At 63.5% G+C, this 24901-nt stretch carries 28 protein-coding genes; 20 read left to right on the top strand and 8 right to left on the bottom strand.

Features of this window, described 5'->3' with window-relative positions:
• The first annotated feature begins 343 nt into the window (after positions 1-343).
• Positions 344-2095 carry a GGDEF domain-containing protein gene (locus tag CLU87_RS15670; protein WP_099731043.1) on the top strand — a complete coding sequence of 584 codons (1752 nt, stop codon included), beginning with the start codon at positions 344-346 and terminating at the stop codon, positions 2093-2095.
• A gap of 339 nt (positions 2096-2434) precedes the next feature.
• Positions 2435-2608, top strand: a complete 174-nt coding sequence (locus CLU87_RS23355; RefSeq protein WP_165836546.1) for a hypothetical protein — start codon at positions 2435-2437, stop codon at positions 2606-2608.
• Between the two features lie 52 nt (positions 2609-2660).
• Here CLU87_RS23355 and CLU87_RS15665 read toward each other — a convergent pair whose 3' ends face one another.
• Complete coding sequence (locus CLU87_RS15665; protein ID WP_233193800.1) at positions 2661-3164, bottom strand: hypothetical protein; 504 nt, start codon at positions 3162-3164, stop codon at positions 2661-2663.
• Positions 3165-3464: 300 nt separating this feature from the next.
• On the opposite strand from CLU87_RS15665, the gene CLU87_RS15660 reads away from it, so the two are divergent.
• On the top strand, positions 3465-3803 hold the full coding sequence (locus tag CLU87_RS15660) for a hypothetical protein (protein ID WP_143227283.1): 339 nt from the start codon (positions 3465-3467) through the stop codon (positions 3801-3803).
• 180 nt (positions 3804-3983) lie between these two features.
• On the opposite strand, the gene kefC is transcribed toward CLU87_RS15660, so the two are convergent.
• Positions 3984-5882: a glutathione-regulated potassium-efflux system protein KefC gene (gene kefC, locus CLU87_RS15655; protein WP_099731041.1), complete on the bottom strand. Its 1899-nt coding sequence runs from the start codon at positions 5880-5882 to the stop codon at positions 3984-3986.
• 257 nt (positions 5883-6139) lie between these two features.
• Here kefC and CLU87_RS15650 point away from each other — a divergent pair, with 257 nt between their 5' ends.
• The 4 genes from CLU87_RS15650 to CLU87_RS15635 all read left to right on the top strand — a co-directional run bounded on the left by CLU87_RS15650 (position 6140) and on the right by CLU87_RS15635 (position 9060).
• On the top strand, positions 6140-6778 hold the full coding sequence (locus CLU87_RS15650; RefSeq protein WP_056066027.1) for a LysE family translocator: 639 nt from the start codon (positions 6140-6142) through the stop codon (positions 6776-6778).
• A gap of 129 nt (positions 6779-6907) precedes the next feature.
• Entirely contained in the window at positions 6908-7525 is a 618-nt protein-coding gene (locus tag CLU87_RS15645; protein WP_056066024.1) for a ParA family protein, read from the top strand.
• Between the two features lie 96 nt (positions 7526-7621).
• Positions 7622-8086 carry a MaoC family dehydratase gene (locus CLU87_RS15640; RefSeq protein WP_056066019.1) on the top strand — a complete coding sequence of 155 codons (465 nt, stop codon included), beginning with the start codon at positions 7622-7624 and terminating at the stop codon, positions 8084-8086.
• A 32-nt stretch (positions 8087-8118) separates the two neighbouring features.
• The gene (locus CLU87_RS15635; protein ID WP_056746814.1) at positions 8119-9060 is read left to right on the top strand and encodes a LysR family transcriptional regulator; all 942 of its coding nucleotides are present in this window, start codon (positions 8119-8121) and stop codon (positions 9058-9060) included.
• Here the strand turns inward: CLU87_RS15635 and CLU87_RS15630 are convergent.
• Positions 9053-9580 (bottom strand): tRNA (cytidine(34)-2'-O)-methyltransferase, encoded by a 528-nt coding sequence (locus CLU87_RS15630; protein ID WP_056066014.1) that lies wholly within the window; start codon positions 9578-9580, stop codon positions 9053-9055. The two genes, CLU87_RS15635 and CLU87_RS15630, sit on opposite strands and share 8 nt — an antisense overlap.
• 116 nt (positions 9581-9696) lie before the next feature.
• A complete protein-coding gene (locus tag CLU87_RS15625) occupies positions 9697-10419 on the bottom strand; it encodes a ComF family protein (protein ID WP_099731040.1) in 723 nt (240 codons plus the stop codon).
• Positions 10420-10454: 35 nt separating this feature from the next.
• Here CLU87_RS15625 and CLU87_RS15620 point away from each other — a divergent pair, with 35 nt between their 5' ends.
• The 8 genes from CLU87_RS15620 (at position 10455) to CLU87_RS15590 (ending at position 16823) form a co-directional block, all read left to right on the top strand.
• Positions 10455-11357 carry a methyltransferase domain-containing protein gene (locus CLU87_RS15620; protein WP_099731039.1) on the top strand — a complete coding sequence of 301 codons (903 nt, stop codon included), beginning with the start codon at positions 10455-10457 and terminating at the stop codon, positions 11355-11357.
• 152 nt (positions 11358-11509) lie between these two features.
• Complete coding sequence (locus CLU87_RS15615) at positions 11510-11986, top strand: DUF2244 domain-containing protein (RefSeq protein ID WP_056066007.1); 477 nt, start codon at positions 11510-11512, stop codon at positions 11984-11986.
• Between the two features lie 59 nt (positions 11987-12045).
• Positions 12046-13215 (top strand): cytochrome c oxidase subunit II, encoded by a 1170-nt coding sequence (gene coxB, locus CLU87_RS15610; protein ID WP_056746812.1) that lies wholly within the window; start codon positions 12046-12048, stop codon positions 13213-13215.
• 30 nt (positions 13216-13245) lie between these two features.
• Positions 13246-14877 carry a cytochrome c oxidase subunit I gene (gene ctaD, locus CLU87_RS15605; protein WP_099731038.1) on the top strand — a complete coding sequence of 544 codons (1632 nt, stop codon included), beginning with the start codon at positions 13246-13248 and terminating at the stop codon, positions 14875-14877.
• 11 nt (positions 14878-14888) lie between these two features.
• On the top strand, positions 14889-14999 hold the full coding sequence (locus tag CLU87_RS23535) for a cytochrome oxidase small assembly protein (protein WP_233193877.1): 111 nt from the start codon (positions 14889-14891) through the stop codon (positions 14997-14999).
• Positions 15000-15016: 17 nt separating this feature from the next.
• Positions 15017-15652, top strand: coding sequence for a cytochrome c oxidase assembly protein (locus CLU87_RS15600; protein WP_099731037.1), 636 nt, complete (start codon positions 15017-15019; stop codon positions 15650-15652).
• On the top strand, positions 15649-15876 hold the full coding sequence (locus CLU87_RS15595) for a DUF2970 domain-containing protein (protein ID WP_099731036.1): 228 nt from the start codon (positions 15649-15651) through the stop codon (positions 15874-15876). The genes CLU87_RS15600 and CLU87_RS15595 overlap by 4 nt, the downstream gene beginning before the upstream one ends.
• A 65-nt stretch (positions 15877-15941) precedes the next feature.
• Positions 15942-16823 carry a cytochrome c oxidase subunit 3 gene (locus CLU87_RS15590; RefSeq protein WP_056065990.1) on the top strand — a complete coding sequence of 294 codons (882 nt, stop codon included), beginning with the start codon at positions 15942-15944 and terminating at the stop codon, positions 16821-16823.
• A 124-nt stretch (positions 16824-16947) separates the two neighbouring features.
• Here the strand turns inward: CLU87_RS15590 and CLU87_RS15585 are convergent, their stop codons facing one another.
• On the bottom strand, positions 16948-17169 hold the full coding sequence (locus tag CLU87_RS15585; RefSeq protein WP_099731035.1) for a twin transmembrane helix small protein: 222 nt from the start codon (positions 17167-17169) through the stop codon (positions 16948-16950).
• 15 nt (positions 17170-17184) lie between these two features.
• On the opposite strand from CLU87_RS15585, the gene CLU87_RS15580 reads away from it, so the two are divergent.
• From CLU87_RS15580 to CLU87_RS15560, 5 genes are read left to right on the top strand one after another with little or no spacing between them, the layout of a single operon-like run.
• Complete coding sequence (locus tag CLU87_RS15580; protein WP_099731034.1) at positions 17185-17973, top strand: SURF1 family protein; 789 nt, start codon at positions 17185-17187, stop codon at positions 17971-17973.
• Positions 17915-18658 carry a hypothetical protein gene (locus tag CLU87_RS15575; RefSeq protein ID WP_099731033.1) on the top strand — a complete coding sequence of 248 codons (744 nt, stop codon included), beginning with the start codon at positions 17915-17917 and terminating at the stop codon, positions 18656-18658. Before CLU87_RS15580 ends, CLU87_RS15575 begins: the two co-directional genes overlap by 59 nt.
• The gene (locus CLU87_RS15570; RefSeq protein WP_056746807.1) at positions 18655-19836 is read left to right on the top strand and encodes a heme A synthase; all 1182 of its coding nucleotides are present in this window, start codon (positions 18655-18657) and stop codon (positions 19834-19836) included. Before CLU87_RS15575 ends, CLU87_RS15570 begins: the two co-directional genes overlap by 4 nt.
• Entirely contained in the window at positions 19833-20735 is a 903-nt protein-coding gene (cyoE, locus tag CLU87_RS15565; protein WP_056746806.1) for a heme o synthase, read from the top strand. The genes CLU87_RS15570 and cyoE overlap by 4 nt, the downstream gene beginning before the upstream one ends.
• 8 nt (positions 20736-20743) lie before the next feature.
• Entirely contained in the window at positions 20744-21358 is a 615-nt protein-coding gene (locus tag CLU87_RS15560) for an SCO family protein (protein ID WP_143227282.1), read from the top strand.
• Between the two features lie 90 nt (positions 21359-21448).
• On the opposite strand, the gene CLU87_RS15555 is transcribed toward CLU87_RS15560, so the two are convergent.
• From CLU87_RS15555 to CLU87_RS15545, 3 genes are all read right to left on the bottom strand, one after another.
• Positions 21449-22489, bottom strand: a complete 1041-nt coding sequence (locus CLU87_RS15555; RefSeq protein WP_099731032.1) for a tripartite tricarboxylate transporter substrate binding protein — start codon at positions 22487-22489, stop codon at positions 21449-21451.
• Positions 22490-22604: 115 nt separating this feature from the next.
• Positions 22605-23546, bottom strand: a complete 942-nt coding sequence (rpoH, locus tag CLU87_RS15550) for an RNA polymerase sigma factor RpoH (protein WP_099731031.1) — start codon at positions 23544-23546, stop codon at positions 22605-22607.
• Positions 23547-23732: 186 nt separating this feature from the next.
• Positions 23733-24815 carry a hypothetical protein gene (locus CLU87_RS15545; RefSeq protein WP_099731030.1) on the bottom strand — a complete coding sequence of 361 codons (1083 nt, stop codon included), beginning with the start codon at positions 24813-24815 and terminating at the stop codon, positions 23733-23735.
• Between the last annotated feature and the right edge of the window lie 86 nt (positions 24816-24901).

Genomic DNA, 24901 nt, shown 5'->3' with positions numbered 1-24901 from the left:
CTGAGTTCAAAACGCCCACCATAGCGGAATGCAGGTGCCATGGGGTTTTCGTAGCAATATGGGCCGGTTTCCAGCCGTAACGGGCTGTTGCCTGCATCCGTCTCCGCTGGAGCGGGTTCTTGACTTGTATCAAGATGTGTTGTGAGATGGCAACATGCTCGCTAACTGATCGCTGGGCCACCACTCCTCGACGGGTTGCCGTAAGCCCGGTTCCGCACAATGGAGCGTCCCCCGTTGTGCGTTGTGCGTTGTGCGTTGTGTGTTGGCAGCGGCGGGCCCTTGCCATCTGGGGCTGCGTGATGCGCGGGCCTGTGTCGACGTCACCGTACCGAACCTTCTGACCATGCCTGACGATTCCCGCCTTCGCCTCATCCGTGCCCTGGGCGACACCCTGGATGGTCTGGATGTTGCGCTGTGTGCGTTTGACGACAGCGACCGCACGCTGGCCTGGAACAGTACCTTCTTCAAGTTCTTTCCAGAGCACGCGGGGCATGTGTACGTAGGCGAGCCTTACGAGGCCAACCTGCGCCGCTTCTACACCCAGCGGCTGGATGCCCAGGAGCTGCCCAACATCGAACGCTACATCACGGCCGGTGTTGAGCGGCACCGCGCACAGACCCGGCCTTACAGCTTTGAGCACCGGGGGCTGCGCGTCCATGTGTCGTCGTTGCCCATTGATGGCGGGGGGCGGGTGCGTGTGTGGCGTGCCGAGGCGCTACCGGCTCAGAGCGCATCCATTGACATGGCCGCGCAATCCAGCGCCGACATCCACGAACCCGGCTACCTGCGCAGTCCGGTGATCGAAAGCACCGAACTGTTTGACCGCATTCCCGATGGGCTGATGATCTGCGCTGAAGACCAGCGCATCCAGTGGGTCAATCAGCCCTTCATGCAGATGTACCACCTGCCAGACCGCGCTGCCGCAATGGGTCTGGCGTTTGACGAGGTGTACCGCCACGCATGGTCCGTCGGGGGTGAGGGCGACATGGCACCGTTTTACGACGGTCTTTCGACCTTGCAGGAGCACATGCGTTTTGCGGGGGCGCCGTTTGAAGTGCCCTTGCCGCGCAGCCGCTGGAGCCGCGTCATCGCCAAGCAGGGCAGCGACGGCACGGTGTTCTACGCCCATGTGGACATCACCGAGCTCAAGCGCCAGCAGCGCTTGCTGGCGCAGGCCGAACGCAGCGCCCGCGACAGCGAGGCGCAATTGCGGGAGAAATCCATCCTGCTCGAAGCCACGCTGGAGCACATGGACCAGGGCGTGGCCAAGATCAGCGCCACGGGGGTGGTCGAGCTGTGCAACCGCCGGGCCATGGAACTGCTGGACCTGCCGGCCGAGCTGATGGCATCCAAGCCCACGCTGGTGAATGTGCTGGCCTACCTGCGGGCTCGTGGCGAATTCCAGGGCGCATCGCAGGAAGTGCAGGACCTGCTGCGACACAGCAATGGCGGGGTCGATCAGCCCCAGGTGTATGACCGTCCCCGGCCCGATGGCCGCATCCTGGAGGTCCAGACCGTGCCCATCAAAGGCGGCGGCGCGCTGCGCACCTTCACCGATGTCACCCAGCGCAAGCAGGCCGAGCAGCAGATCCGCCATGTGGCAGAGCACGACGGCCTGACGGGCTTGCTCAATCGCACCGCCTTTTTGCAAGCATTGCAGGCCGCAGCCACCGACGTGCACCGGTCGGGCCGTGGCTTCGCTGTCTTGTACGTGGATCTGGATGGGTTCAAACCCGTCAATGACCGCCACGGGCACGCCGTAGGTGACCAGTTGCTGGTGTGGGTGGCCCGGCAACTGACGCAGGCCGCGCGCGAGGACGATGTGGTGGCGCGCCTGGGCGGCGATGAGTTCGCGTTGCTGCAGCGGGGCGTATCGGACGGTGACAGTGCGTACCGCCTGGCCGACCGCCTGGTTCAAGCCCTGGGCTGGCCCACCGAGATCGAAGCGCATGCGCTGCAAATCGGCGCGTCCATCGGTATTGTCCTGTCGCCCGGTGACGGCACCGAGGCCGAAGAACTCCTGCGCAAGGCCGATTCCGCGATGTACCTGGCCAAGGCCACGGGGCGGGGCTGCGCAAGGATTTACGGAACGTGAACGTTGGGCTGCCCGGGCGCTTAACCCACGATCCCTTTCTGCTGCTGATCGACGGAGCTTGGAGGAATCGGTCCTGTCCTACATGCCCACATTGGTCACCGTCCTAACATTGGTCTGTCGATCCCCTCGACATCCCTCCCGCTTGCATCGCGCAAGTGTTAAGCCCGCAGCATGCGGGCTTTTTTTTGCCCGCCCTAAGGCATCAACACGGGGGTGAAAAAGCGACTGCGCCGTAGGCCTTTTGCCGAGCCGCGAAGCCCCAGTGTCCATCTGTCGGCACCATTGCGGTACGGGCGATGCCGTCATCACCCAGCCATCCCAGCGCGCTACATCACAAGAATGATTCTGTACAAACCCGGCACGCAATTTCTCTACAAAGGCAGAACGGTGAGCGTGGACTACGTCATCATCAAACGCACCGGCCTGTGGATTCGGTTGGCGCACAGCGAAGAGGTGTGCCGCCCTGAAGATTTGACCCCCATCGCACCGCAGGGAGCGGGACTGGCGAGGTGAAAGAAAGGCCACACGCAGGGCACAGGCCCGGCGTGGCACCCCACCGGGAGGTCTACTTGAGCTGCTGGGACAACCACAACAGCCCCCAAACGATCGCCACCAGCTGAACCAGGTTGACGAAGAGCGCCGCCGAATGCACGCGGCGAAAGTGGTGAATCGCTCCGTCGCTACTTGCCTCGATCTGTGCACCGAGCTGCTGCATGGCTTGCAACAAGTGCTTGCGCAGTAGCGAGACGATGCAGGCATTGACCGCCACGCCGATGGCAAAGGGGTACCTGCCCCAAAGCGCATAACTGACAAATGCCCCCAGCGACGCCCAGAACGCAGCACGGTAGTACACGTTGAAAAACCCCCGAACGAACCGCGCGTCCAGTGGGGTGTCATGTTTTAGCGTAAGAAGCGGCAGACCGCCCATCAAGAAATAGGCGGTGGTGACCAGCAGGGCCACCGTGAAAAAGAACGATGCGTAGAGGGCGGACGACAACATCTTTCTCTCCTCGACATGGCTGGTCACTTCAGGCCGCAGGCCCACACCCAATTTCTCAGTCCTGCCCATGGATGCGGCAAGGTTCAGTAAAAACGCAGTCTAGGGGGCGGATGCGTTCTTGTGAATCGGGTTGGGGGAGGGGGCAGCAATAGAAATGTTGCTGTACTGGCCTTTGCGCACATTTCGCTGTTGTAGCTGCGCCTGGCCAAGAACTGGCGGAGACTGTGGTTTTCGAACCAAAGCCGAAGAGGGATTCTTACGAGCTGGCTTGCGCTTTTTCGTGCGTAAATCGTCCGGCAGAATTCGGCCAGGAGCGGGCACTGAACTCCGTACTTCCAGGTTGCTTGAGCGTGCCATTTGGAGGATTGGATGAAAGAGCTATTCGCTGCAGTGTGCACGCTAGTGGGTGCGTTTTTTCTCTATCTGAGTTTCGTGTCTGCTCCGGCGCAGTTATGGACTCCCAGTGAATTGGCTTACGGAGCTATTGCATACGGGCCTATGTTTGGGTCTGCGTTGCTGGCCGCCTTTGGCTTCAGGAGAACGCTCATCACGCTTCCCTGGCTGAAGCTGGCGTTCATGTCCTTGTTCGCCGTCATGGCCTTGGGTGCAGGCTACAACGCAGCCGGGGTCCTGTTCGGTTTCGCCTCGACCGGGTTGGCTTGGGCCATATTCGTTCAACTGCTGCGTCGTCCTGCAGTTGAAGGATGAAGAGTGTCTGATTTGAGCAAGAGCGAACGGCAGCTTTAGGCCCATAGCGGAAGTTGCGACATGCCGCAGAAGCAAATTTTGCGGTGCTTGACATCTAGGTGGAGCCCTCCGCACCGCGCGAGGTTTTTGCTATTAAATGTATAGCAAAAAGTCATGATGGTCGAGAGGAGGAAGCTATTTTTAATCCATTTTTTGGATAGAGGTAGCCCCCTCCCCATCCTCGGCCCCCTCCGCCCCGCCATACCCTGGGTACGCCCCTCCCGCCGCATTCAACGCCGCACTCTCCTGCCGCTCCCGCGCCATCTGCTCCGCAAACTGGTTGCGGCCTTCGCGCGCCACGGCGATGAACTTGGCGCGGTCCTTGTGGTGCGGGTACATGCGGTCGGCCAGGGCGATGTTGTGGGTGCGAAAACGCTGGGTGATGGCGGTGGCTTGCGCGGGTGGCAGGCCCATCAGCTCCAGCACGGTGTGGGCGCTTTGCAGGCTGGACTCGAACAGCTCGCGCTGCACCAGCGTCACGCCCAGGTCGCGCAGCTTGTTCCAGTGCGTCACATCGCGAGCGCGGGCCACGACCTGCAGGTGCGGGAAGTGTTCGCGCGCCAGCTTGGCGATCTGCAGGGACTGCTCGGCATCGTCCACGGCCACCACCAGGATGCGCGCGTGTTCGGCTCCGGCGATGCGCAGCAGGTCGAGCCGCGTGGCGTCGCCATAGAACACGCGGTAGCCGAAGGTGCGCGCCACCTCCAGCATGTCCACGCTGTGGTCCAGCACGGTGGTGGGGATGCCCTGGGCCAGCAGCACGCGCGAGACGATCTGCCCGTAGCGGCCGAAGCCCGCGATGATGATGGGCGCCTCTTGGGGCTCGGAGATTTCCTCGGCCTGGGGCTTGGCGGTCTTGAGCTGGGCATAGCGGCGCAGCAGCACACGGTCCATCACCACCAGCAGCAGCGGGCTGATCAGCATCGACAGTGCCACGGCGCCGATGAGCAGCGAGGCGGTCTCGGCCGGGAACACGCTGGCACCCGCAGCGGCCTGGAACACCACAAACGCAAACTCGCCGCCCTGGGCCAGCAGCAGGGTGAATACCGGGCGCTCCTGGTAGGGAATCTCGACCACCTTGGCCAGGGCATAGATGACCACGGCCTTGGCCGCCAGAAAGCCGACCAGGATGGCGGCCATGAGCCCGGGCGAGCGCAGGATCACGCCGAAGTCGATGCTCATGCCCACGGCGATGAAGAACAGCCCGAGCAGCAGGCCTTTGAAGGGCTCGATGTCGGCCTCCAGCTCGCGGCGGTATTCGCTGTCGGCCAGCAGCACGCCGGCGAGGAAGGCGCCCAGCGCCATCGACAGGCCCACCAGCACCATCAGGTACGCAATGCCCACCACCAGCAGTAGCGCGGCGGCAGTGAAGATCTCGGGGGTGTTGCTCTTGGCGATCCAGCGCAGCACGGGGCGCAGCAGCAGGCGCCCGCCGAGGATGATGGCGGCGATCACGCCGACGATCTTCAGCACCTCCAGCACCATCTCGCCCGGGGTGTGGCCTGCGCCTTCACCGGCGGCCGCGCCCAGCACGGGCAGCAAGGCCAGGATGGGGATGGCAGCCACGTCCTGGAACAGCAGGATCGAGAAGCCGGCCTGGCCGCTTTGTGTGCGCATCAGGTTGCGCTCGGCCAGCGATTGCAGCGCAATGGCGGTAGACGACAGCGCCAGGCCCAGCGCGCCCACCAGGCTCACGCGCCAGGGCAGGCCGGCCAGCGCACCCAGCGCGAACAGCACTGCCGCGCAGCCCAGCACCTGGGCGGTGCCTGTGCCAAAAATGGGGCGGCGCAGCGCCCACAGGCGGCTGGGTTGCAGCTCCAGCCCGACCAGGAACAGCATGAGCACCACGCCAAACTCGGCAAAGTGCAGGATGTCCTGCACGTTGCTCACCAGCCCCAGGCCCCAGGGCCCGATGGCGATGCCCGCTGCCAGGTAGCCAATGATGGCGCCGAGGCCCATCGCCTTGGCAATGGGCACGGCCAGCACGGCGGCGGTGAGGTACAGGAAACCGTAGGTGAGCCAGGTGGGGGCGTGTTCCATGGATGGGCGTGCGCTTGGGGGTCGTCGTGGGGAGGCAGAACACCGCGCCCCCGATGAGTGGGGCGGGTGTGGCAGATTCTGGCACCGCTGCAAGGCGTTGGGTTGGGTGCCGTGGGTTGGATCTATGGTGCTATTTATTTGATAGCTATTAAGGCATGATTATCTAGCGCCTGAGCCTGTTTTTATGCAGATCATGGTGCATGGAGCCCCGCGTTGCTAAGATGCGGGCCCTTCTTCGCACACAGGCACGGTGACCCATGGATTTGCAGACTTGGCTGGCTTTTTTTGCGGCGTCTTGCCTGATTGCGGTGTCGCCGGGCTCGGGGGCTGTGTTGTCGATGAGCCATGGTCTGTCGTTCGGTGTGCGCAAAACGGGCGCCACCATCCTGGGCCTGCAGCTGGGGCTGTTGCTGATTTTGCTGATTGCCGGGGCGGGCGTGGGCTCGCTGCTGCTGGCGTCCGAGGTGGCGTTCAGCATCGTCAAGGTGCTGGGCGCCTGCTATCTGATCTATGTGGGCTTCTGCCAGTGGCGTGCTGGTGATAAATCGCCGGTACAAGGTGATGAGACCGAGTCGGCGGGCACCTGGCAAAAACGCTGCCTGACCGGCTTTCTGACCAACGCCACCAACCCCAAGGGCATCATCTTCATGGTGGCCGTGCTGCCCCAGTTCATGACCGACACGCGCCCGCTGTGGACACAACTGCTGGTGATGGCCGCCACCACGGTGACGGTGGACGTGGTGGTCATGCACGGCTACGCTGCGGGGGCGAGCGCGCTGCGCCGCCTCATGCGCAGTGCGCGGGCCGTGCGGGCGCAGAACCGCGTGTTTGGCGGTTTGCTGATGGCGGTGGGGGCGGGGCTGTTCTTCGTCAAGCGCGGCGGCCAGCACGCCTGAGGCGGCTGTGGCATCGCTGGGGTGTCAGAGGGTGCTTCTGATTTGATAGCTGCTAGCGCATATGAATATTGCGCTTGAGGCTGATTTGGCTTGTATTTTCATGGACCTGCAGATTCCAAGGAGCTTGTCATGCCAGTAGTTGTTGTCGCCAACCCGAAGGGCGGAGTGGGCAAGTCCACGCTGTCCACCAACATCGCGGGCTACTTTGCCAGCCAGGGGCATCCCGTGATTCTGGGCGACACCGACCGGCAGGAGTCCGCCCGGCTGTGGCTGGGCCTGCGCCCGCCCGCTGCGCGCCCCATCGGCAGCTGGGACACCAGCTCGGACGTCATCAGCCGCCCGCCCAAGGGCACTACGCATGCGGTGCTGGATACCCCCGCCGGCCTGCACGGCTGGCGCCTGAACGATGTGCTCAAGCTGGCTGACAAGGTCATCGTGCCGCTGCAGCCCAGCGTGTTCGACATCTTTGCCACGCGGGCCTTTCTGGACCAGCTGGCCGAGCACCGCCACGCCGCCGGGGTGCCCGTGGGCATCGTCGGCATGCGGGTGGATGCGCGCACCAAGGCGGCCGAGCAACTGCATCATTTTGTGGACAGCCTGGGGTTTCCGGTGCTGGGCTATCTGCGTGACACGCAGAACTACATCCACCTGGCAGCACACGGCCTCACGCTGTTTGACGTGGCCCCTGGCCGCGTGGCACGCGACCTGGAGCAGTGGCAAGGGATCTGCACGTGGCTCAATTCTTGAAGGACAGCGTGAAGCACGACGTACATCCAATCCCCCGGGAAAACACCTGTCACCCGGCAGACAAGGCGCGCCGGAGCGCAGGGCTACATTGCAACGATGAAAATCTTCCGCTCATATTCCGAAGTCAGCGCCTGCGTGGGCCAGGAGGTCGCCGTGACCGACTGGATCACCATCACGCAGGAACAGGTCAACCTGTTTGCCCAGGCCACGGGCGACCACCAGTGGATCCATGTGGACCCCGAGCGTGCCAAGGCCGGGCCGTTTGGCGCGCCCATTGCGCACGGGTTTCTCACGCTGTCGCTAATTCCGCAGTTCTTCGAGACGGGCCTGACCATCGAGGGTGCGCGCATGGGCGTCAACTACGGGCTGAACAAGGTCCGCTTTACGGCGCCGGTGCCGGTGGGCAGCCGCTTGCGCGCGCGCCTCACGCTGCAGGCTGCCGAGCCCGTGGCGCCCGATGGCATGCAGATGACTTGGCTGGTGACCGTGGAGCGCGAGGGCAGCGACAAGCCGGTGTGCGTGGCCGAATCCCTCGCGCGCAACTTCGGCGCTCCGGCCTGAGCCGGTTCGCCATCGGGCAGGAGGTCTGAACCATGGACCGCCTGCAAGCCATGAAAATTTTCGAGCGCGTGGTGGAAGAGGGCGGCTTTGCCGCCGCTGCCCGCGCCATGGACATGTCACCCCCCGTGGTCACCCGCATGGTGGCCGAGCTGGAGCAGCACCTGGGCACGCGCCTGCTGCAACGCACCACCCGCAAGCTGGCGCTGACCGACGCGGGAGAGTCGTACCTGCAGCGGGTGCGCGCCATCCTGCACGAGATCGATGATGCCGAGGCCGCTGCCGCTGCCAGCACGCGTGATCTGCGCGGCACCATCCGCATCGTGGCGGCACCAGTGCTCGCCACCAACTTTCTGGCACCCATGGTGGCGGTGTGGCATGCCTACTACCCCAAGCTCATGCTGGACATCAGCATGGACGCCTATGCCTCCAGCCGAGTGGATGAGTTCGATGTGACCATCATGGTGGCGGGCGAGGACTTTGACGCCAACATCGTCGCGCGCCCCCTGGTGCAGGGGGAGGCGATCGTGGTGGCGTCCCCCGACTACCTGGAGCGCCGGGGCATTCCCCGTGAGCCACAAGACCTGATTCACCACGACTACCTGCGCGATTCGAGCGCGCCCGTGCGCCTGCAGTCAGGGCCCGGCCGCAAGCTGCGCCTGCAGTCGCTGCGGGCAGACGTGCCGGATGAAGAAGTGGACGCACCGGCGGTGTTGCAGTCCGTCAGCACCGAGCTGCTGATGCGTGCTGCTGTGGACGGGGCGGGCGTGGCTGTCACGTCGCGCCTGCTGGCCGAGGAGCACCTGGCCCGCGGCGAACTGGTCCACATCCTGCCCGGCTGGATCTTTTCGCGTTACACGATCTATGCGGCGCTGCCCTCGGGCCGCATGCTGCCCGCGCGCACGCGGGTGTTTCTGGACTTCCTGACCGAACATGTGCCCCGCGCCATGGCGGAAAAGTCCGGCCAGCTCAGTTGAGTTGCGCGAACCCGCTGATGATCGTGCCCTCGGGCTCGACCATGACCTGCCCGTCGGGCATGGCAAAGCTGTTCTGGCGCCAGGCCTCGAACACGGTCACCGCCACCGCGTTGGACAAATTGAGGCTGCGCTGACCCGGCACCATGGGCAGGCGCAGGCGCTGCGCCGGCGGGAAGCTCTCGCGCAACTCGGGGGGGAGTCCCCGCGTTTCAGCGCCAAACACCATCCAGTCGCCGGGCAGGAAGCACGTGGAGTGCACGGGTTGTGAGCCATGCGTGGTCATCGCAAACATGCGGGTCGGGTCCGGCTGGGTGTCTCGCAGAAAGGCCGTCCAGCCTGCATGGACCTGCACGCTGGCGTATTCGTGGTAGTCCAGCCCTGCACGACGCATCTGGCGGTCTTCCATCGAAAACCCCAGGGGCTCGATCAAGTGCAGCGAGCACCCGGTGTTGGCCGCCAGGCGAATCACATTGCCGGTGTTGGGCGGAATCTCGGGTTCGACGAGGACGATATGGAACATGACCGCCATTGTCATCGTTGGACCTGTGAGTTGAGCAACCGCTCGTAATCAAAAGTATCCCTTTGATAGGTGTGCACTACCTCCTCGGTTCCTGTTCGCTACCTGTCTGGCGCTTTTCAGTTCAGCTCCGTGCGCGCCAGCACAGCGGCTGTGACGTGCGCGACACCCGCCTCGCGCAGTGCCAACGTAGCAGCATGCAGGGTGGCGCCCGTGGTCATCACGTCGTCGATCAGTACCACCCGCTGGCCGCGCAGGCTGGCTGCGTGGGCGGGTTCAACGGCGAAGGCGCCACGCAGGTTGCGCAGCCGCTGCGCCCGGGGCAGGCCGCTTTGTGCCTCGGTGGCGTGCAGGCGCAACAGCGTGTGGCAGTCTGCCTTGGCACCAGCCAGCTGCCTCGCCAGCAGGGCCGCCTGGTTGAAGCCCCGCTCGCGCAGGCGCTCGGTGGACAGGGGAACCGCCAGTACCCGGTCGGCCGCGTCCAGCGCCGGCTCCATCCAGGGTGTGCTGCGCATGAGGGTGGCCAACGCCCTGGTCCACCCCGGATCGCCGCGAAACTTGAACTGCGCCAGGGCGTCGGCCCAGGGGTAGGCGTAGTCCACGGCGGCAATGCAGGCGTCGAAGCTGGGCGGGTTCTGCAGGCAGGCGCCACAAACGTCAACCCCTGCGGGCACCCGAAGTGCACATCGCCGGCAACGCGTGGCCGGCTGGGCGAACCGCATCACGCAGGCGTTGCAGACACGCTGCGATGGCCATGCGTGGCACACGGCGCACTGGCTGGGCACTTTGTCCACCCAGGCGTGGAGGCGGCGTGAAATCCCTGGCAAACCCAAAAAGAGCATGAATCAATATACTCGCGCGTCCTTCTGCACCGCCCATGTCCTCCGAGCGTCCCCCCACCATTGATCCTGTTGCCGCCGCCCGCTGGCATGCCGCAGCCCCGGCTGCGTCCCCCTGGCTGCACGAAGAAGTGGCACGCCGCATGGAGGACCGACTGCAGTGGATTCGCCAGGCCCCAGAGTCCTGGTGCCACTGGGACCCAGTGCGTGGCGGTCTGCAGGCGCATGCCCTGGTGAGTGCTCGCTACCCGCAGGCGCGCTGCCAGGTGTACGAAACCAGCGCGCATTGCGAACCCGTTGCGAGGCAGGCATTGGCCAAGCCCTGGTGGAACCCCGCCCGCTGGGGTGCTGGGGCCCTGCAAATGGGGCCTCCGGCCGATGCCAGTGTGCAGATGTTGTGGTCCAACATGGCGCTGCACATGGCGGCCGACCCGCAAGACCTGATTGGCCGCTGGCACCGCGCCCTGGCGGTGGACGGTTATCTGATGTTCTCGTGTCTCGGACCGGACACGCTGCGCGAACTGCATGGCGTGTACGCCGCCTTGGGCTGGCCGCCTGCGGGCCATGCCTTTACCGACATGCACGACTGGGGCGACATGCTGGTGCACGCGGGTTTTGCAGAGCCGGTGATGGACATGGAGCGCATCACGCTCACATTTGCCACTCCCGAGCGGCTGGTTCAGGAGCTGCGCGAGCTGGGTGTCAATTTGCACCCTGATCGCTTTCCCTCATTGCGCGGACGGCGCTGGCGCGACAAGCTCTACGAAGTGCTGTCTGAGCGTCTGGCCGATTCGGGCCAGGATGGTCAGTTGGCACTGACTTTTGAAATCATCTATGGCCATGCCTTCAAGCCTGCACCTCGGGTGCGCGTCAGTTCCAGCAGTGCGGTGTCGCTGCAGGACATGCGCGCCATGTTGCGCAAGGGCGGCACTGAGAACTAACCTGTAACGGCGTGTCAATGACTTGGAACAAGGCACGCTACAATTCTTGGTTATTGAGATTTCGGGCATCTTCCCGCGCAATTTGGCAGGCTGTGCCTGTTGTGCCCAAGGCGCAACGTGTGCTGCAGCCGGCAGTCTTGTGAGCACTCACGGTGACGGGCTTGGTTTTTCGTTTTGCCACGGTGTCGGGTCAGCGCATTGACTGGCGTCTGGTTCGCAATTGTTCGGTCACGCCGACGCAATTGGGCTGGATGTACCTGTCGCTGTGTGTGGTGTCCCTGGGGATCGCGACATTCTTCTGGATGCTCGGCGCCCACCTAGTGATGCCCTTCGCCTGGCTCGAAATTGTGGCAGTAGGGATTGCATTCGCCATGTACGGTCGCCATGCGGCGGATGGCGAGAGGATTTCATTGCAGGGCTCGCGCCTTGTGGTGGAGCTGGAGACAGCAGGCAGGCTGGAGCGCGCGGAGTTTGACCGGAGCCGGGTTCGCGTAGAGCCCAAGACGGGAGACCATTCGCTGATCACGCTGTCTGCGCAGGGCCGTTCGGTGGAGGTGGGGCGCTATGTGCGCCCAGAGCTCCGACCGGCCTTGGCATCGGAGATCCGCATGGCCTTGCGCGCTGCCTGACCCCACGCAGGCGCGCGAAAGGGATTGGTTAAATTGAGGCTTAGAAGTAAGTGAGAACTATGAAGAGCATTTCCAACAAGCTGGCTTCTCTGCTGCTGATTGCCGGTGCATGGGTGGGCTCCGCAGCCCATGCCGTTCAGGACCTGCCTGGCGGCCCTGCAGTCAACCAGCTGAACCTGGCGCCGCCCGTCACCAAGATCGCAGAAGAGCAGCACTTTCTGCACTGGATGATGCTGATCATCTGCACGGTGATCTTTGTTGCAGTGTTCTCCGTGATGTTCTACTCGATCTGGAAGCATCGCCGCTCCAAAGGCGCGAAGGCTGCCAACTTCCACGAGTCGGTGACGGTTGAAGTGGTGTGGACCATTGTTCCGTTCATCATCGTGATCCTGATGGCCTTGCCCGCCACCAAGGTGCTGGTGGCCCAAAAAGACACCACCAACGCCGACCTCACCATCAAGACCACGGGCTACCAGTGGAAGTGGGGCTATGACTACATCACGGGCGAAGGCGAAGGCCTGGCGTTCATCTCCACGCTGGACAGCAGCCACCGCGTGATGTCCGACAGCGGCAATGTCAAGGACGCTCCCGCCAACTACCTGCTCAAGGTGGACAACCCCATGGTGGTGCCGGTCAATAAGAAGATCCGCATCATCACTACGGCCAACGACGTGATTCACGCCTTCATGGTGCCTGCCTTCGGTATCAAGCAGGACGCGATCCCTGGTTTCGTGCGTGACACCTGGTTCCGCGCCGAGAAGATTGGCGACTACTACGGCCAGTGCGCCGAGCTGTGCGGCAAAGAACACGCCTACATGCCCATCCACGTGAAGGTGGTGTCCGCCGAGGACTACACCGCCTGGGTGGCCGAACAAAAGAAGAAGGCCGCAGCCAAGCTGGACGACCCCACGAAGGTGTGGGCGCTGGACGACATCCTCAAGCGCGGCGAGAAGGTGTATGCGGCCAACTGTGCCGCCTGCCACCAGGCCAATGGCAAGGGCGCTGGCCCCATCAAGCCACTCGATGGCGCTGCCGTGGTGCTGGATGCCGATCATGCAAAGCAGATCCAGGTGCTGCTCAAGGGGCAGAACAACGGCGCCATGCCTGCATGGGCACAGCTGAGCGACACCGACATCGCCGCCGTGGTCACCTATACCAAGAACAACTGGTCCAACAAGACCGGCCAGCTGGTGCAGCCAGCTGAAGTTGTGGCCCAGCGTGGCAAGTAATCATCGCCCCATCGTATTGAGGAATTCACCATGAGCGCAGTACTCGACAACCACGGGCACGCTGGCGACCACGCACACGACGGCCACGACCACCATGGCCCCACCGGCTGGCGCCGCTGGGTGTTTGCCACCAACCACAAAGACATCGGTACGCTGTACCTGCTGTTCTCCTTCACCATGCTGATGGTCGGCGGCATCCTGGCCCTGCTGATCCGCGCCGAGCTGTTCCAGCCCGGCCTGCAACTGGTGAACCCCGAGCTGTTCAACCAGCTCACTACCATGCACGGCCTGATCATGGTGTTCGGCGCGATCATGCCGGCCTTCGTGGGTTTTGCGAACTGGATGATCCCTCTGCAAATTGGCGCATCCGACATGGCCTTTGCACGCATGAACAACTTCAGCTTCTGGCTGATGATTCCTGCGGCACTCATGCTGGTCAGTTCGTTCTTCATGCCTGGCGGTGCTCCCGCTGCAGGCTGGACGCTGTATGCACCGCTGACGCTGCAGATGGGCCCTTCCATGGATGCGGGCATCTTCGCGATGCACATCCTGGGTGCCTCGTCCATCATGGGCTCGATCAACATCATCGTGACCATCCTCAACATGCGCGCTCCCGGCATGACTTTGATGAAGATGCCGATGTTCGCCTGGACCTGGCTGATCACTGCCTACCTGCTCATCGCCGTGATGCCTGTGCTGGCTGGCGCGATCACCATGACGCTGACGGACCGCCACTTCGGTACCAGCTTCTTCAACCCCGCCGGTGGCGGTGACCCGGTGATGTACCAGCACATCTTCTGGTTCTTCGGTCACCCCGAGGTGTACATCATGATCTTGCCGGCCTTCGGCATCATCAGCCAGATCGTGCCCGCGTTCAGCCGCAAGAAGCTGTTTGGCTATGCCTCCATGGTGTACGCCACCTCGTCCATCGCGATCCTGTCGTTCATCGTGTGGGCCCACCACATGTTCACGACCGGCATGCCCGTGACCGGCCAGTTGTTCTTCATGTATGCCACCATGCTGATCTCCGTGCCTACGGCCGTGAAGATCTTCAACTGGATTGCCACCATGTGGCGCGGCTCCATGACGTTTGAAACCCCCATGCTGTTTGCCGTGGGTTTCATCTTCGTGTTCACCATGGGTGGTTTTACCGGCCTGATCCTGGCCATGGCCCCCATCGATATTCAGCTGCAAGACACCTACTACGTGGTGGCCCACTTCCACTACGTGTTGGTGGCCGGTTCGCTGTTCTCCATGTTTGCAGGCGTGTACTACTGGCTGCCCAAGTGGACGGGGGTGATGTATTCCGAAACGCGTGGTCAGATTCACTTCTGGTCGTCGCTGATCTTCTTCAATATCACCTTCTTCCCGATGCACTTCCTGGGCCTGGCAGGTATGCCACGTCGCTATGCCGACTACCCCATGCAGTTCGCCGACTTCAACGCCATCGCGTCGGTGGGTGCGTTTGGTTTCGGTCTGGCGCAGGTGTATTTCTTTGTGGCAGTCATCATCCCTGCCATGCGTGGCAAGGGTGCAAAGGCCACGGCCAAGCCATGGGATGGCGCCGAAGGCCTGGAGTGGGAAGTCCCATCCCCTGCGCCTTTCCACACGTTTGAGAATCCTCCCAAGCTGGACGCTACCGCAACCCGCGTGATTGGCTGAACACCATGTCCATGACCACCGAGCAAAAAAAGAGCAACCTGCGGCTGGCGCTGATCCTGGCGTCCGTGGCGGTGGTGTTCTTTGTCGGGTTCATGGTCAAGGTGGTGTTGCTGTCCCGCTGAAGCCACCGGCCAACACCATGAGCCTGCACCGCGAAAACGCCAAGATGGTCGGCAAGCTGGTCGTGATTGCGGCTGGCATGTTCGCCTTCGGCTACGTGCTGATCCCGATCTACAAGCACATCTGTGAGATGACGGGCATCAACATCCTGTCGCTGTCCGAGCGGCAGGTGCCAGGCAATGGCGTGGCAGGCAAGGACGTGCGGGTGCCCGCCAACACGCAGGTGGACAAGTCGCGCACCATCACGGTGGAGTTTGACGCGAACTCGCGCGGTCCGTGGGACTTCAAGCCAGCGCAGCGTTCCGTGCAGGTGCATCCGGGGGAATTGACGACGGTGATGTACGAGTTTCAGAACGTACAAAACCGCCGCATGGCCGCCCAGGCCATCCCTAGTTACGCACCCCGCCAGGCCGCAGCGCACTTCAACAAGCTGGAATGTTTTTGCTTCAACCAGTACACGCTGGAGCCTGGTGAAAAGAAAACTTGGCCCGTGGCGTTTGTGATCGATCCGAAATTGTCCAAAGACGTCACCACCATCACGCTGTCGTACACCTTTTTCGAGGTGGGCGGCAAGACACCGGCAGCGCCCGAATCGACGGCGGCGATCGTGTTGCCCGCGCCCGGCTCTGCAGGTTTGCAAGGGTCCGGGTCATGAGTGCGCCACTGGAGCCGTCGGCAGACGTCAAGCCCCTGCACCGCAAGGTATCGTTGCTGCGCACGGTGCGCGCAGTGGCATGGTCGCTGATTGGCTTGCGCAAAGGCAGCGAGTACCAGCAAGATGTCGAAAAGCTCAATCCGATTCACATCATCGTGGTGGGATTGATCGCGGTTTTCTTGCTCGTCATTGGCCTGATCGGGCTGGTGAACTGGATCGTGTGAGTGTGTGTTGGCTGGTTCGTGCGAACAAATACTGAAAACAAAGATTTTGAGAATCAGGAGCTGAAATGAGTGCATCAACCCACGGCGGAACCCCGTACTACTATGTGCCTGCCGAGTCCCGCCACCCGGTGATGGCCGCGGCCGGTCTGTTCTTTGTGATCCTCGGCGCAGGCCAGTGGATCAATGGCCACGACTGGGGTAAATATTCTCTGGCCGTGGGGCTGGTGTGGTGGCTGTTCACGCTGTACCAGTGGTTCGGCGACGCGGTGCGTGAGAGCGAAGGTGGCCTGTATGGTCACAAGATCGATCTGTCGTACCGCTGGAGCATGAGCTGGTTCATCTTCTCCGAGGTGATGTTCTTCGGCGCGTTCTTCACAGCCCTGTGGTGGGCACGCTCGCACTCGGTGCCTGCATTGGGCAGCCTGGACAATGCGCTGCTCTGGCCCGATTTCAAGGCCGTCTGGCCCAGCCTCGCCGCTGGCGCCACCGCTTCGCCTGCGGGCATCATCGAGCCCTTCCAGACCGTGGGCCCCTTCTGGTTGCCCACCATCAACACCGCACTGCTGCTGACCTCGGGCGTGACGCTGACCATTGCCCACCACGCCCTGCGTGAAAACCAGCGTGGCAAGACCATCGGCTTCATGTGGGCCACGGTGCTGCTGGGTTTCGTGTTCCTGTTGGTGCAAGGTTATGAGTACTACCACCTGTACACCGACCTGAACCTCAAGCTCAGCTCGGGTGTGTTCGGCTCCACGTTCTTCATGCTCACCGGGTTCCACGGCTTCCACGTGTTCCTGGGCATGCTGATGCTGCTGGTGATTACGCTGCGCCTGCAAAAGGGCCACTTCACGGCTGACAAGCATTTTGGCTTTGAAGGCGCGGCCTGGTACTGGCACTTTGTGGACGTGGTGTGGCTGGGTCTGTACGTGCTGGTCTACTGGATGTAAGTCAGACCCTGACGCCATCAAAAAAAGCGCCTCGCGGCGCTTTTTTTGTTCCACCCTCTGCGTGCTGGCCAGTGTTGGCCTGTGATGGGCCCAAGCCTCCCAGGCTGCGGACCAAGCCCTCAGGTCAACGGGTGGCGGGCAGGCCGGTGGGCTGGATATATCCCAGCTGCCAGGCCAGCAGAATACACAAAAACAGCACGATGGACAGCCCCACACGCACCGCCAGCGCCTTGGCCATGTGGTTGCCCTTGCTCTTGTCGTCTCGTCCGTTGCGCATCATGAAGAACAGCGCGGATGCCAGGCTGGCCAAAATGGCGATGAACGCCAGCACTACGAGGTATTTCATGGAGCGCATTATCCTGTGACACCCCTTCGCCGTCCTGCGGGCCTGCGTTTTTGGCTCATTACCCTGGCTGCCGTGGTGGGCATGCTGGTCACCGCCTCTTTGGGGCGTTGGCAATTGTCGCGAGCCGCCCAGAAAGAGTCGCTGCAGGCGATGCTGGATGCGCGCGCCAGCCAGCCGGCCATTGATGGACGCACGCTGACAAACCCTGCCAATACGGCGCCCGAGGCCCAACAGGCCCTCATACACCGTGCTGTGGTGCTGCAGGGGCGCTGGCTGCCTGAGCACACGGTGTATCTGGACAACCGGCAGATGCAGGGGCGCCCTGGGTTTTTTGTGCTCACGCCACTGCAGCTTTCTGCCGGGGGTGCTGGGGTGGTGCTGGTGCAGCGCGGATGGGCGGGGCGCAATTTTCAGGACCGCACCCAGCTGCCTTCCGTAACCACGCCGGCTGATACCGAGGTGCGCATTCAAGGCCGCGTGGCCCTGGCGCCCTCGCGGCTGTATGAGTTCCAAGGGGGCGATAGCGCACAGGGGTCTTCCCGCATCCGGCAAAATCTCGACTTGGCAGCGTTCCGTACCGAAACCGGTCTGGCGTTCGCCCCCCTTACGGTGTTGCAGACAGGCCCGGCAGGCGACGCGGGCGATGGCCTGCAACGCGACTGGCCTGTTGTCGGCGCAGGTGTCGAAAAACACTACGGTTACGCATTTCAATGGTTCGGGCTCTGCGGCCTGATAGCACTCCTTTATGTCTGGTTCCAAATCGTCCGACGGTTCATTCGCCCGCGCAGCCAGCCTGCCGCCTGAGGCGCGTTCGGAGCACCCGCTGGGGTTGACCGTACACACCTTGCCCGAGGCGGGGGAGGCGGTCGCCACCGCACAGCGTGCGCGCCATGGGCGCTGGAAGATGCTGGGCGTGCTGCTGATCTGCGCCGCGCCGGTGGTCGCCTCGTACTTCACCTACTACGTGATCCGCCCGGAGGGGCGGCGCGTTTACGGCGAGCTGATCAACCCCCAGCGCACCGTGCCAGCGCTCACCGCCTCCACGCTCGATGGCGGGGCCAAGCGGCTGGAGTCCCTCAAAGGCCAATGGTTGCTGGTGAGCGTGGCCGGAGGCGATTGCGATCCGGCCTGCCAGAAGCACCTGTACCTGCAGCGCCAGCTGCGCGAGAGCTTGGGTAAGGAAAAAGACCGGGTGGACTGGGTCTGGCTGATCAACGACAACGCCCTGCCACCCGCCGCTCTCACGCCCGCCCTGCAGCAAGCCACTGTGTTGCGGGTCGAGCCCAGTGCCGTCAAGGCCTGGCTGGAGCCCGCCCAAGGCCAGCAGTTGGCAGACCACCTCTACGTGGTGGACCCGATGGGCAACTGGATGATGCGTTTTCCGGCAGCCATGGACACCAGCGGTGCCGCCAAGGCCAAGCGGGACCTGGAGCGCCTGCTGCGCGCTTCTTCTTCGTGGGACGAGCCGGGGCGGCCGGTCAAGCCATGACCGATACCCAACCGTTGTACGACCTGGCCCCAGTGCTCGAGCTGATGCTGCTCGGCCTGGTGATCGCGCTGGGGCCGCTGGTCTGGGTGTGGGCGCGTAACCGCCGCAGCTCTCCCGTGCGGCGCCTGCAGGCGCTCACGGTGCTCACGCTGTTCCTCACGTTTGATCTGGTGCTGTTTGGCGCTTTCACGCGCCTGACCGACTCGGGCCTCGGTTGTCCCGACTGGCCCGGCTGCTATGGCAGTGCCAGCCCGGTGGGCGCCCGCGCCGAGATTTCAGCCGCCCAGCAGGCCATGCCCACCGGCCCGGTGACCCACGGCAAGGCCTGGATCGAGATGATCCACCGGTATCTCGCCACGGGGGTGGGGGTGCTGATCATTGTCATCACTGTCTCCTCGTGGGTGCAGCTGCGGCGCGCCCAGCGTGATGGCGGGCAGGCGCCTCCGCTCAGTCCCTGGTGGCCTACAGTGACCTTGTTGTGGGTGTGCCTGCAGGGTGCGTTTGGCGCGCTCACGGTGACCATGAAGCTCTTTCCCGCCATCGTCACCCTGCACCTGATCGGTGGACTGGTGCTGCTGGCCCTGTTGTGTGTGCAGGCGGTACGACACACCCACAGTGCCCAGGGGCGCTCACCGGTAACCCTGTCCCCCGCGCTGCGCGGGGGGCTGGTACTGACGGCACTGCTGCTCGCCCTTCAGGTGGTGCTGGGGGGCTGGGTCAGCACCAACTACGCGGTGCTGGCATGCACTACCTTCCCCACCTGCCAGGGCAGCTGGTGGCCCGCCATGGACTTTGCGCAGGGCTTCCAGATCTGGCGCAAGCTGGGCCTGTTGCAAGACGGCAGCCACATCAGCTTTGCAGCGCTCACCGCCATTCACTACGTGCACCGCCTGATGGCCTATGTGGTGTTACTGGCGCTGGGCTTGGTGGCCTGGCGCTTTCACCGCAGTGGCGTGTTGCCCACGCAGGCGCGGTGGATCGGCGGGCTGACCTTGCTGCAACTGGTGACGGGTTTGTCCAACGTGGTGCTGGACTGGCCCCTGGTGGCGGCGGTGCTGCATACCGGCGGTGCCGCAGCTTTGGTGGTGGTATTGACCTGGGCCCTGGTGTCCAGCCGCGCAGCGCCCGCGCCCCGAGAGTTTTCCGCGCCCACGGGCGCATCGAGAGTATCTGCATGAGTGTTGCCCCCTCCGCCGTTGCTGTGCCGCCCTCGCGGTTCCAGCAGTTTTATGCGCTGACCAAGCCCCGCGTGGTACAGCTCATCGTCTTTTGTGCGCTGATCGGCATGGTGCTGGCCGTGCCCGGCCTGCCCAACGCTGCGCAACTGGGCCACATGGCGCTGGCCTGCCTGGGCGTGTGGCTGGTGGCGGGTGCTGCAGCCGCGTTCAATTGCATCGTCGAGCAAGGCATTGACGCCAAGATGAAGCGTACCGCCTGGCGGCCCACGGCCAAGGGCGAGCTGTCCAACGCGCAGACCCTGCTGTTCTCGGCCGTACTCTGTGCCGCAGGCTCCGTGCTGCTGTATGTCTGGATCAACCCGCTGACCATGTGGCTCACCTTTGCCACCTTTGTGGGTTACGCGGTGGTCTACACCGTGATCCTCAAGCCCTTGACGCCCCAGAACATCGTCATTGGCGGCGCCTCGGGGGCCATGCCGCCGGTGCTGGGTTGGGCGGCCATGACCAACGATGTAGGGCCCGAGGCGCTTATCCTCTTCCTCATCATCTTTTTGTGGACGCCACCGCATTTCTGGGCGTTGGCCCTGTACCGGGTGGAGGACTACCGCAAGTCTGGCCTGCCCATGCTGCCGGTCACGCACGGCAACGAGTTCACGCGGTTGCAGGTGTTCTTGTACACGCTGATCCTGCTGGCCGGGTGCATGATGCCCTTCATCTACGGCATGAGTTCCTGGATTTATCTGGTTGCCGCCGTGCTCCTCAGTCTGGGTTTCTGCGGGTACGCGTTCGCGCTGTGGCGCAATTATTCGGACGCTCTGGCCCGCAAGACCTTCCGCTTCTCCCTTATCCACCTGAGCGTGCTGTTTGCTGCACTGCTGGTGGACCACTATGTGCTGTGATGATCTCCATGCAGAAACGAAACGCTCTTCAATTGATAGCGGCTGGTGCAATATCCATATGCGCTACAGGCCTCCTGAGTGCATGTTCCGAGAAAAAGGCCGAATTCCGCGGCGTGGACGTCACCGGCGCTGAGTACGCCCGCGACATTCCACTGACCGACCACAACGGCCAGCCACGCCACATCAAGGACTTTGCCGGCAAGGTGGTGGTGGTGTTCTTCGGCTACACACAGTGCCCCGACGTGTGTCCCACGTCGATGCAGGAGCTGGCCGAGGTCAAGCAGATGCTGGGCAAGGACGCAGGCCGTCTGCAGGGCATTTTTGTGACGGTGGACCCGGAGCGCGACACGCCCGAAGTGCTCAAGGCCTACATGGCCAACTTCGACCCGAGCTTCCTGGCGCTGTACGGCACACCCGAGCAGCTGGCCGCCGTCGCCAAGGACTTCAAGATCTATTACAAGAAAGTCGATGGCAAGACGCCCACCAGCTACACCATGGACCACTCTGCAGGTAGCTACGTATACGACCCCTCAGGGCGCCTGCGGGTCTACAACCGCTATGGCAGCGGCGCACAGGCCCTGGCGGCCGATGTGAAGGTGTTGTTGGCCGAGGCCGGGGGCTGAGCCCCCAGCCCCTGAGTGACCCGGGGCCTGTGCCAGGCCGCCGTTATGCGAGGCACCGTGCTGCCCCGCATGAGCTGATGCTCTTGGGCCTTATTCGGCCTTGATGCCCCGCATCGCAATCACGCCGCCCAGCAGATTGGTGTCGGCCTTGATGCGGTTGGCCAGGCCTTCGGGAGACGAGCCCACCGTCTGCCACCCCTGCTGAAATAGCTTGCTGCGCACGTCTTCGCTGCGGGCGATCTCGCTGATCAGAGCGGCCAGCTTGGCCTGGATGGGCTTGGGCATGGTGGAAGGCGCTGCGAAGGCGTTCCAGATCTCCAGGTTGAAGTTGCTGATGCCTGCCTCGGCCAGGCTCGGCACCTCAGGTGCCAGCGGGCTGCGCCCGGAGGAGGTCACGCCGATCGCGCGCAGCTTGCCCGCACGCACCTGGGCCTGCGCCAGCGCCGGGGGCAGCAGCGCCATCTGCAGCTGGCCGCCCAGCATCGCGTTGGCCACCTGCGGATAGCCAGGGTAGGGCACATGCACGGGGTTGATGTTGCTGCGCGCCTTGAGCAGCTCGGTGCCGATGTGGCCCACCGTGCCCACGCCTGGCGTGCCGTAGCTCCACTTGTCACCACCATTGCGTGCTGCCACGAAGAAGTCGCGGGCACTGCTGTTGGCGGCCACGCCGGGCTGGTTGACGGGTGCAGTCAGAATCAGCGGTGAGGTGCCGATCAGGCTCAGCGGTGCCAGGTCCTTGATCGGGTCATACGGAACCGCCGGGTTCAGCAGCTTGGCAATCGTCATGTTGCCGTTGATCATCAGCCCGATGGTGTGATCGTCACGGGCCTTGGCCACTGCGTCGGCGCCAATGTTGCCGCCTGCGCCCACCTTGTTGTCCACAATCACGGGCTGGCCCAGGGCCTTGGACAGGGGCTCCGAGAACGTGCGTGCCGTCAGGTCTGGCGACGAGCCCGCAGGAAAGCCCACGATGATCTTCAGCGGCTTGGTGGGCCAGGCCAGCGGCGCGGGCGTAGTGGCAGCAGCCTTGCCGGCGCTTTGCGCCAGGGCCCAGGGGGATGCGGCAGCCAGCGCGATCAACAGCGAAGCACGGCGGGAAACACGGCCAGGAAAGGCGGGACGTGAGGGCATGGGGTGCAATCTCCTTGAAGAATATTCGGGGGCCCAAACGACGCGGGGCCCCAGAACTGGGGCCCCGCGAGGCAACTTCTGCAGCAGGGGATATTAACCCCGCTGCCCGGACCGGTCAGGCGTATTCGGCCAGGGCCTTTTTCATCTTCTTCATGGCAGCCACTTCGATCTGGCGAATGCGCTCGGCGCTCACGCCGTACACCGCCGCCAAGTCGTGCAGCGTCATGCCGCCGCTGCCGTCGTCATTGACCTTGAGCCAGCGCTCTTCCACGATGCGGCGGCTGCGGTCGTCCAGGCTGGCCAGTGCGTTGGCAATGCCGTCGGTAGCCAGGGCGTCGCGTTGGCGCGACTCGATCATGGCCGTGGGCTCGTGCGATGCATCGGCCAGGTAGGCAATGGGGCCAAACGCCTGCTCGCCATCGTCGGCGGGGGCCGGGTCCAGCAATACGTCGCCACCCGCCATGCGGGTTTCCATTTCGATGACTTCTTCGCGCTTCACATTGAGCTGCGCGGCCACGGCGTCGATCTCATGGTCCGACAGGGTGTCGCGGTGCGTGGCGGCATCGGCGGCCGATGCATCGGCCTTGAAACCCTGCTTCATGGAGCGCAGGTTGAAGAACAGCTTGCGCTGCGCCTTGGTGGTCGCCACCTTGACCATGCGCCAGTTCTTCAGGATGTATTCGTGGATCTCGGCCTTGATCCAGTGCATGGCGTAGCTCACCAGGCGCACGCCCTGGTCGGGGTCGAAGCGCTTGACGGCCTTCATCAGGCCCACATTGCCTTCCTGGATCAGGTCGCCATGGGGCAGTCCGTAGCCCAGGTACTGGCGTGCAATCGAAACCACGAGGCGCAGGTGCGACATCACCAGCCGGCCGGCGGCGTCCAGATCGTTATTGTCCTTGAGCTGGCGTGCGTAAGTCTGCTCTTCTTCGTGCGTGAGCAGGGGCAGGCGGTTGACGGCCGAAATGTAGGCGTCCAGATTGCCCAAGGGGGGCACCAGCGCCCAGGGATTGGCGGGCGCCAGAGTCATCGTCGCGGTTCCAGATTGAATGTTCATTCCGGGAATCCTTTCCTCTAAGCCATGATACTAGCACTCTCTATGATTGAGTGCTAAGTCCGGAGTTCCCGTCGGGTTGCTCATTGATACCGTTGGAATTTTTTGAGTCAAATTGCCATCAAGCGCTAGTGTTTCATGCCTGTGAAGCTATAAAAATTATAGTAACGGGCTGGCGCTGCAATATCGTCAGACGGTCAGATCCACCTGCTGCACTGTGCCCACGCTGCCGTTTTCCCGCAGGTAGGCGCTGGTGGAGCGCACGGTGCCCAGGCTGGCGTTGTCGGCGGTGCGCAGGGCAAAAGGGGTGGCGATGGCGTTGGTGGAGAGTGCGCCCACGCCCACGTCGGCCAAGGTGCGCAGGCTGCCGGCGCCCTCGGCGCCATCCGCCGACGGGGTCCATACCTGCAGCTGCTGAAAGACCGGGTCCGCCTCGTCAATCCAGCCGTTGCCGTCGCTGTCATAGGCGGCCAGTTCGCCAAAGCCGTTGCCGGTGCTGGGGCCGAACAGCTCCCGGCCGTTGTCGATGCGGTTGTTGTGGTTCAGGTCCAGGGCCAGGTAGCCCCGGTTGCCTGAGAGCAGGGGCACGTTGTCGGTCTGGCCGTCGCTGTCCAGGTCGAACGCAAAGCGCACGTCCTGCAACTGCGCGGCCGAGCCGTCGAAGTTGATGACCAGCGGGTCTACCGCCACAGCGTCGCCCAGGCGCAGGCTAAACGATGATTCCTGGCGGTAGCTGCGATGCATATCCAGCTGCAGGCTGAAGCGGACTTCCCGCCCGTCGGCGGTGCGCACGGTGCCCTGGGCGGCGAACTGGGTGCTTTCGGTTTCTACGACCACCTCGCGCTGCTCCACCAGCAGGCCCCACCCGGCACGGGGACGGCCTGCATCGGCGGTCGGCGTCGTGTCGAGGCGGCTGGCGGGTGTGGCGGGTGGGGAGGGTGCGGGTTCCGTCTGGCCGGTGTACACCCGCACCTGCACGCCCGTCATGCGGGCAATCAGGTCGCGGATCATGGCCAGCTGGGGTGTCAGGCCGTCGCTGGGGCTGCTGCCGGGCGCGGCATCTGCGGCATGGGTGGGGTCGATGGCCTCCTGGGCGGCGCGGGCCAGGCGTGCTGTGCTAGAAATTTGTACGGCCGGTGCCGCTCGGGTAAGGCCAGGGGCACTGGTGGGGCGGCGATCGCCGACCCAGGCTTCAAAGCGGCTGTTTTGGGTGTGCACGCGGCTGGCAACGTGCTGGGCCCGCATCTGCAGGGCGGACGATTCAATCTTCATGGGACACCTCCAGGGCTTCCACACAGAGATATCGACGCCACGGAAAAAGAACTTGAATGTTGCCTTGCCCTTTTTCTGGTTTCCTT

The sequence above is a fragment of the Acidovorax sp. 59 genome (genome assembly GCF_002754175.1).
Classification (GTDB): domain Bacteria; phylum Pseudomonadota; class Gammaproteobacteria; order Burkholderiales; family Burkholderiaceae_C; genus Acidovorax; species Acidovorax delafieldii.
The sequence above is the reverse complement of the archived record's forward strand: the minus strand, read 5'-3'. Positions and strand labels throughout refer to the sequence as shown.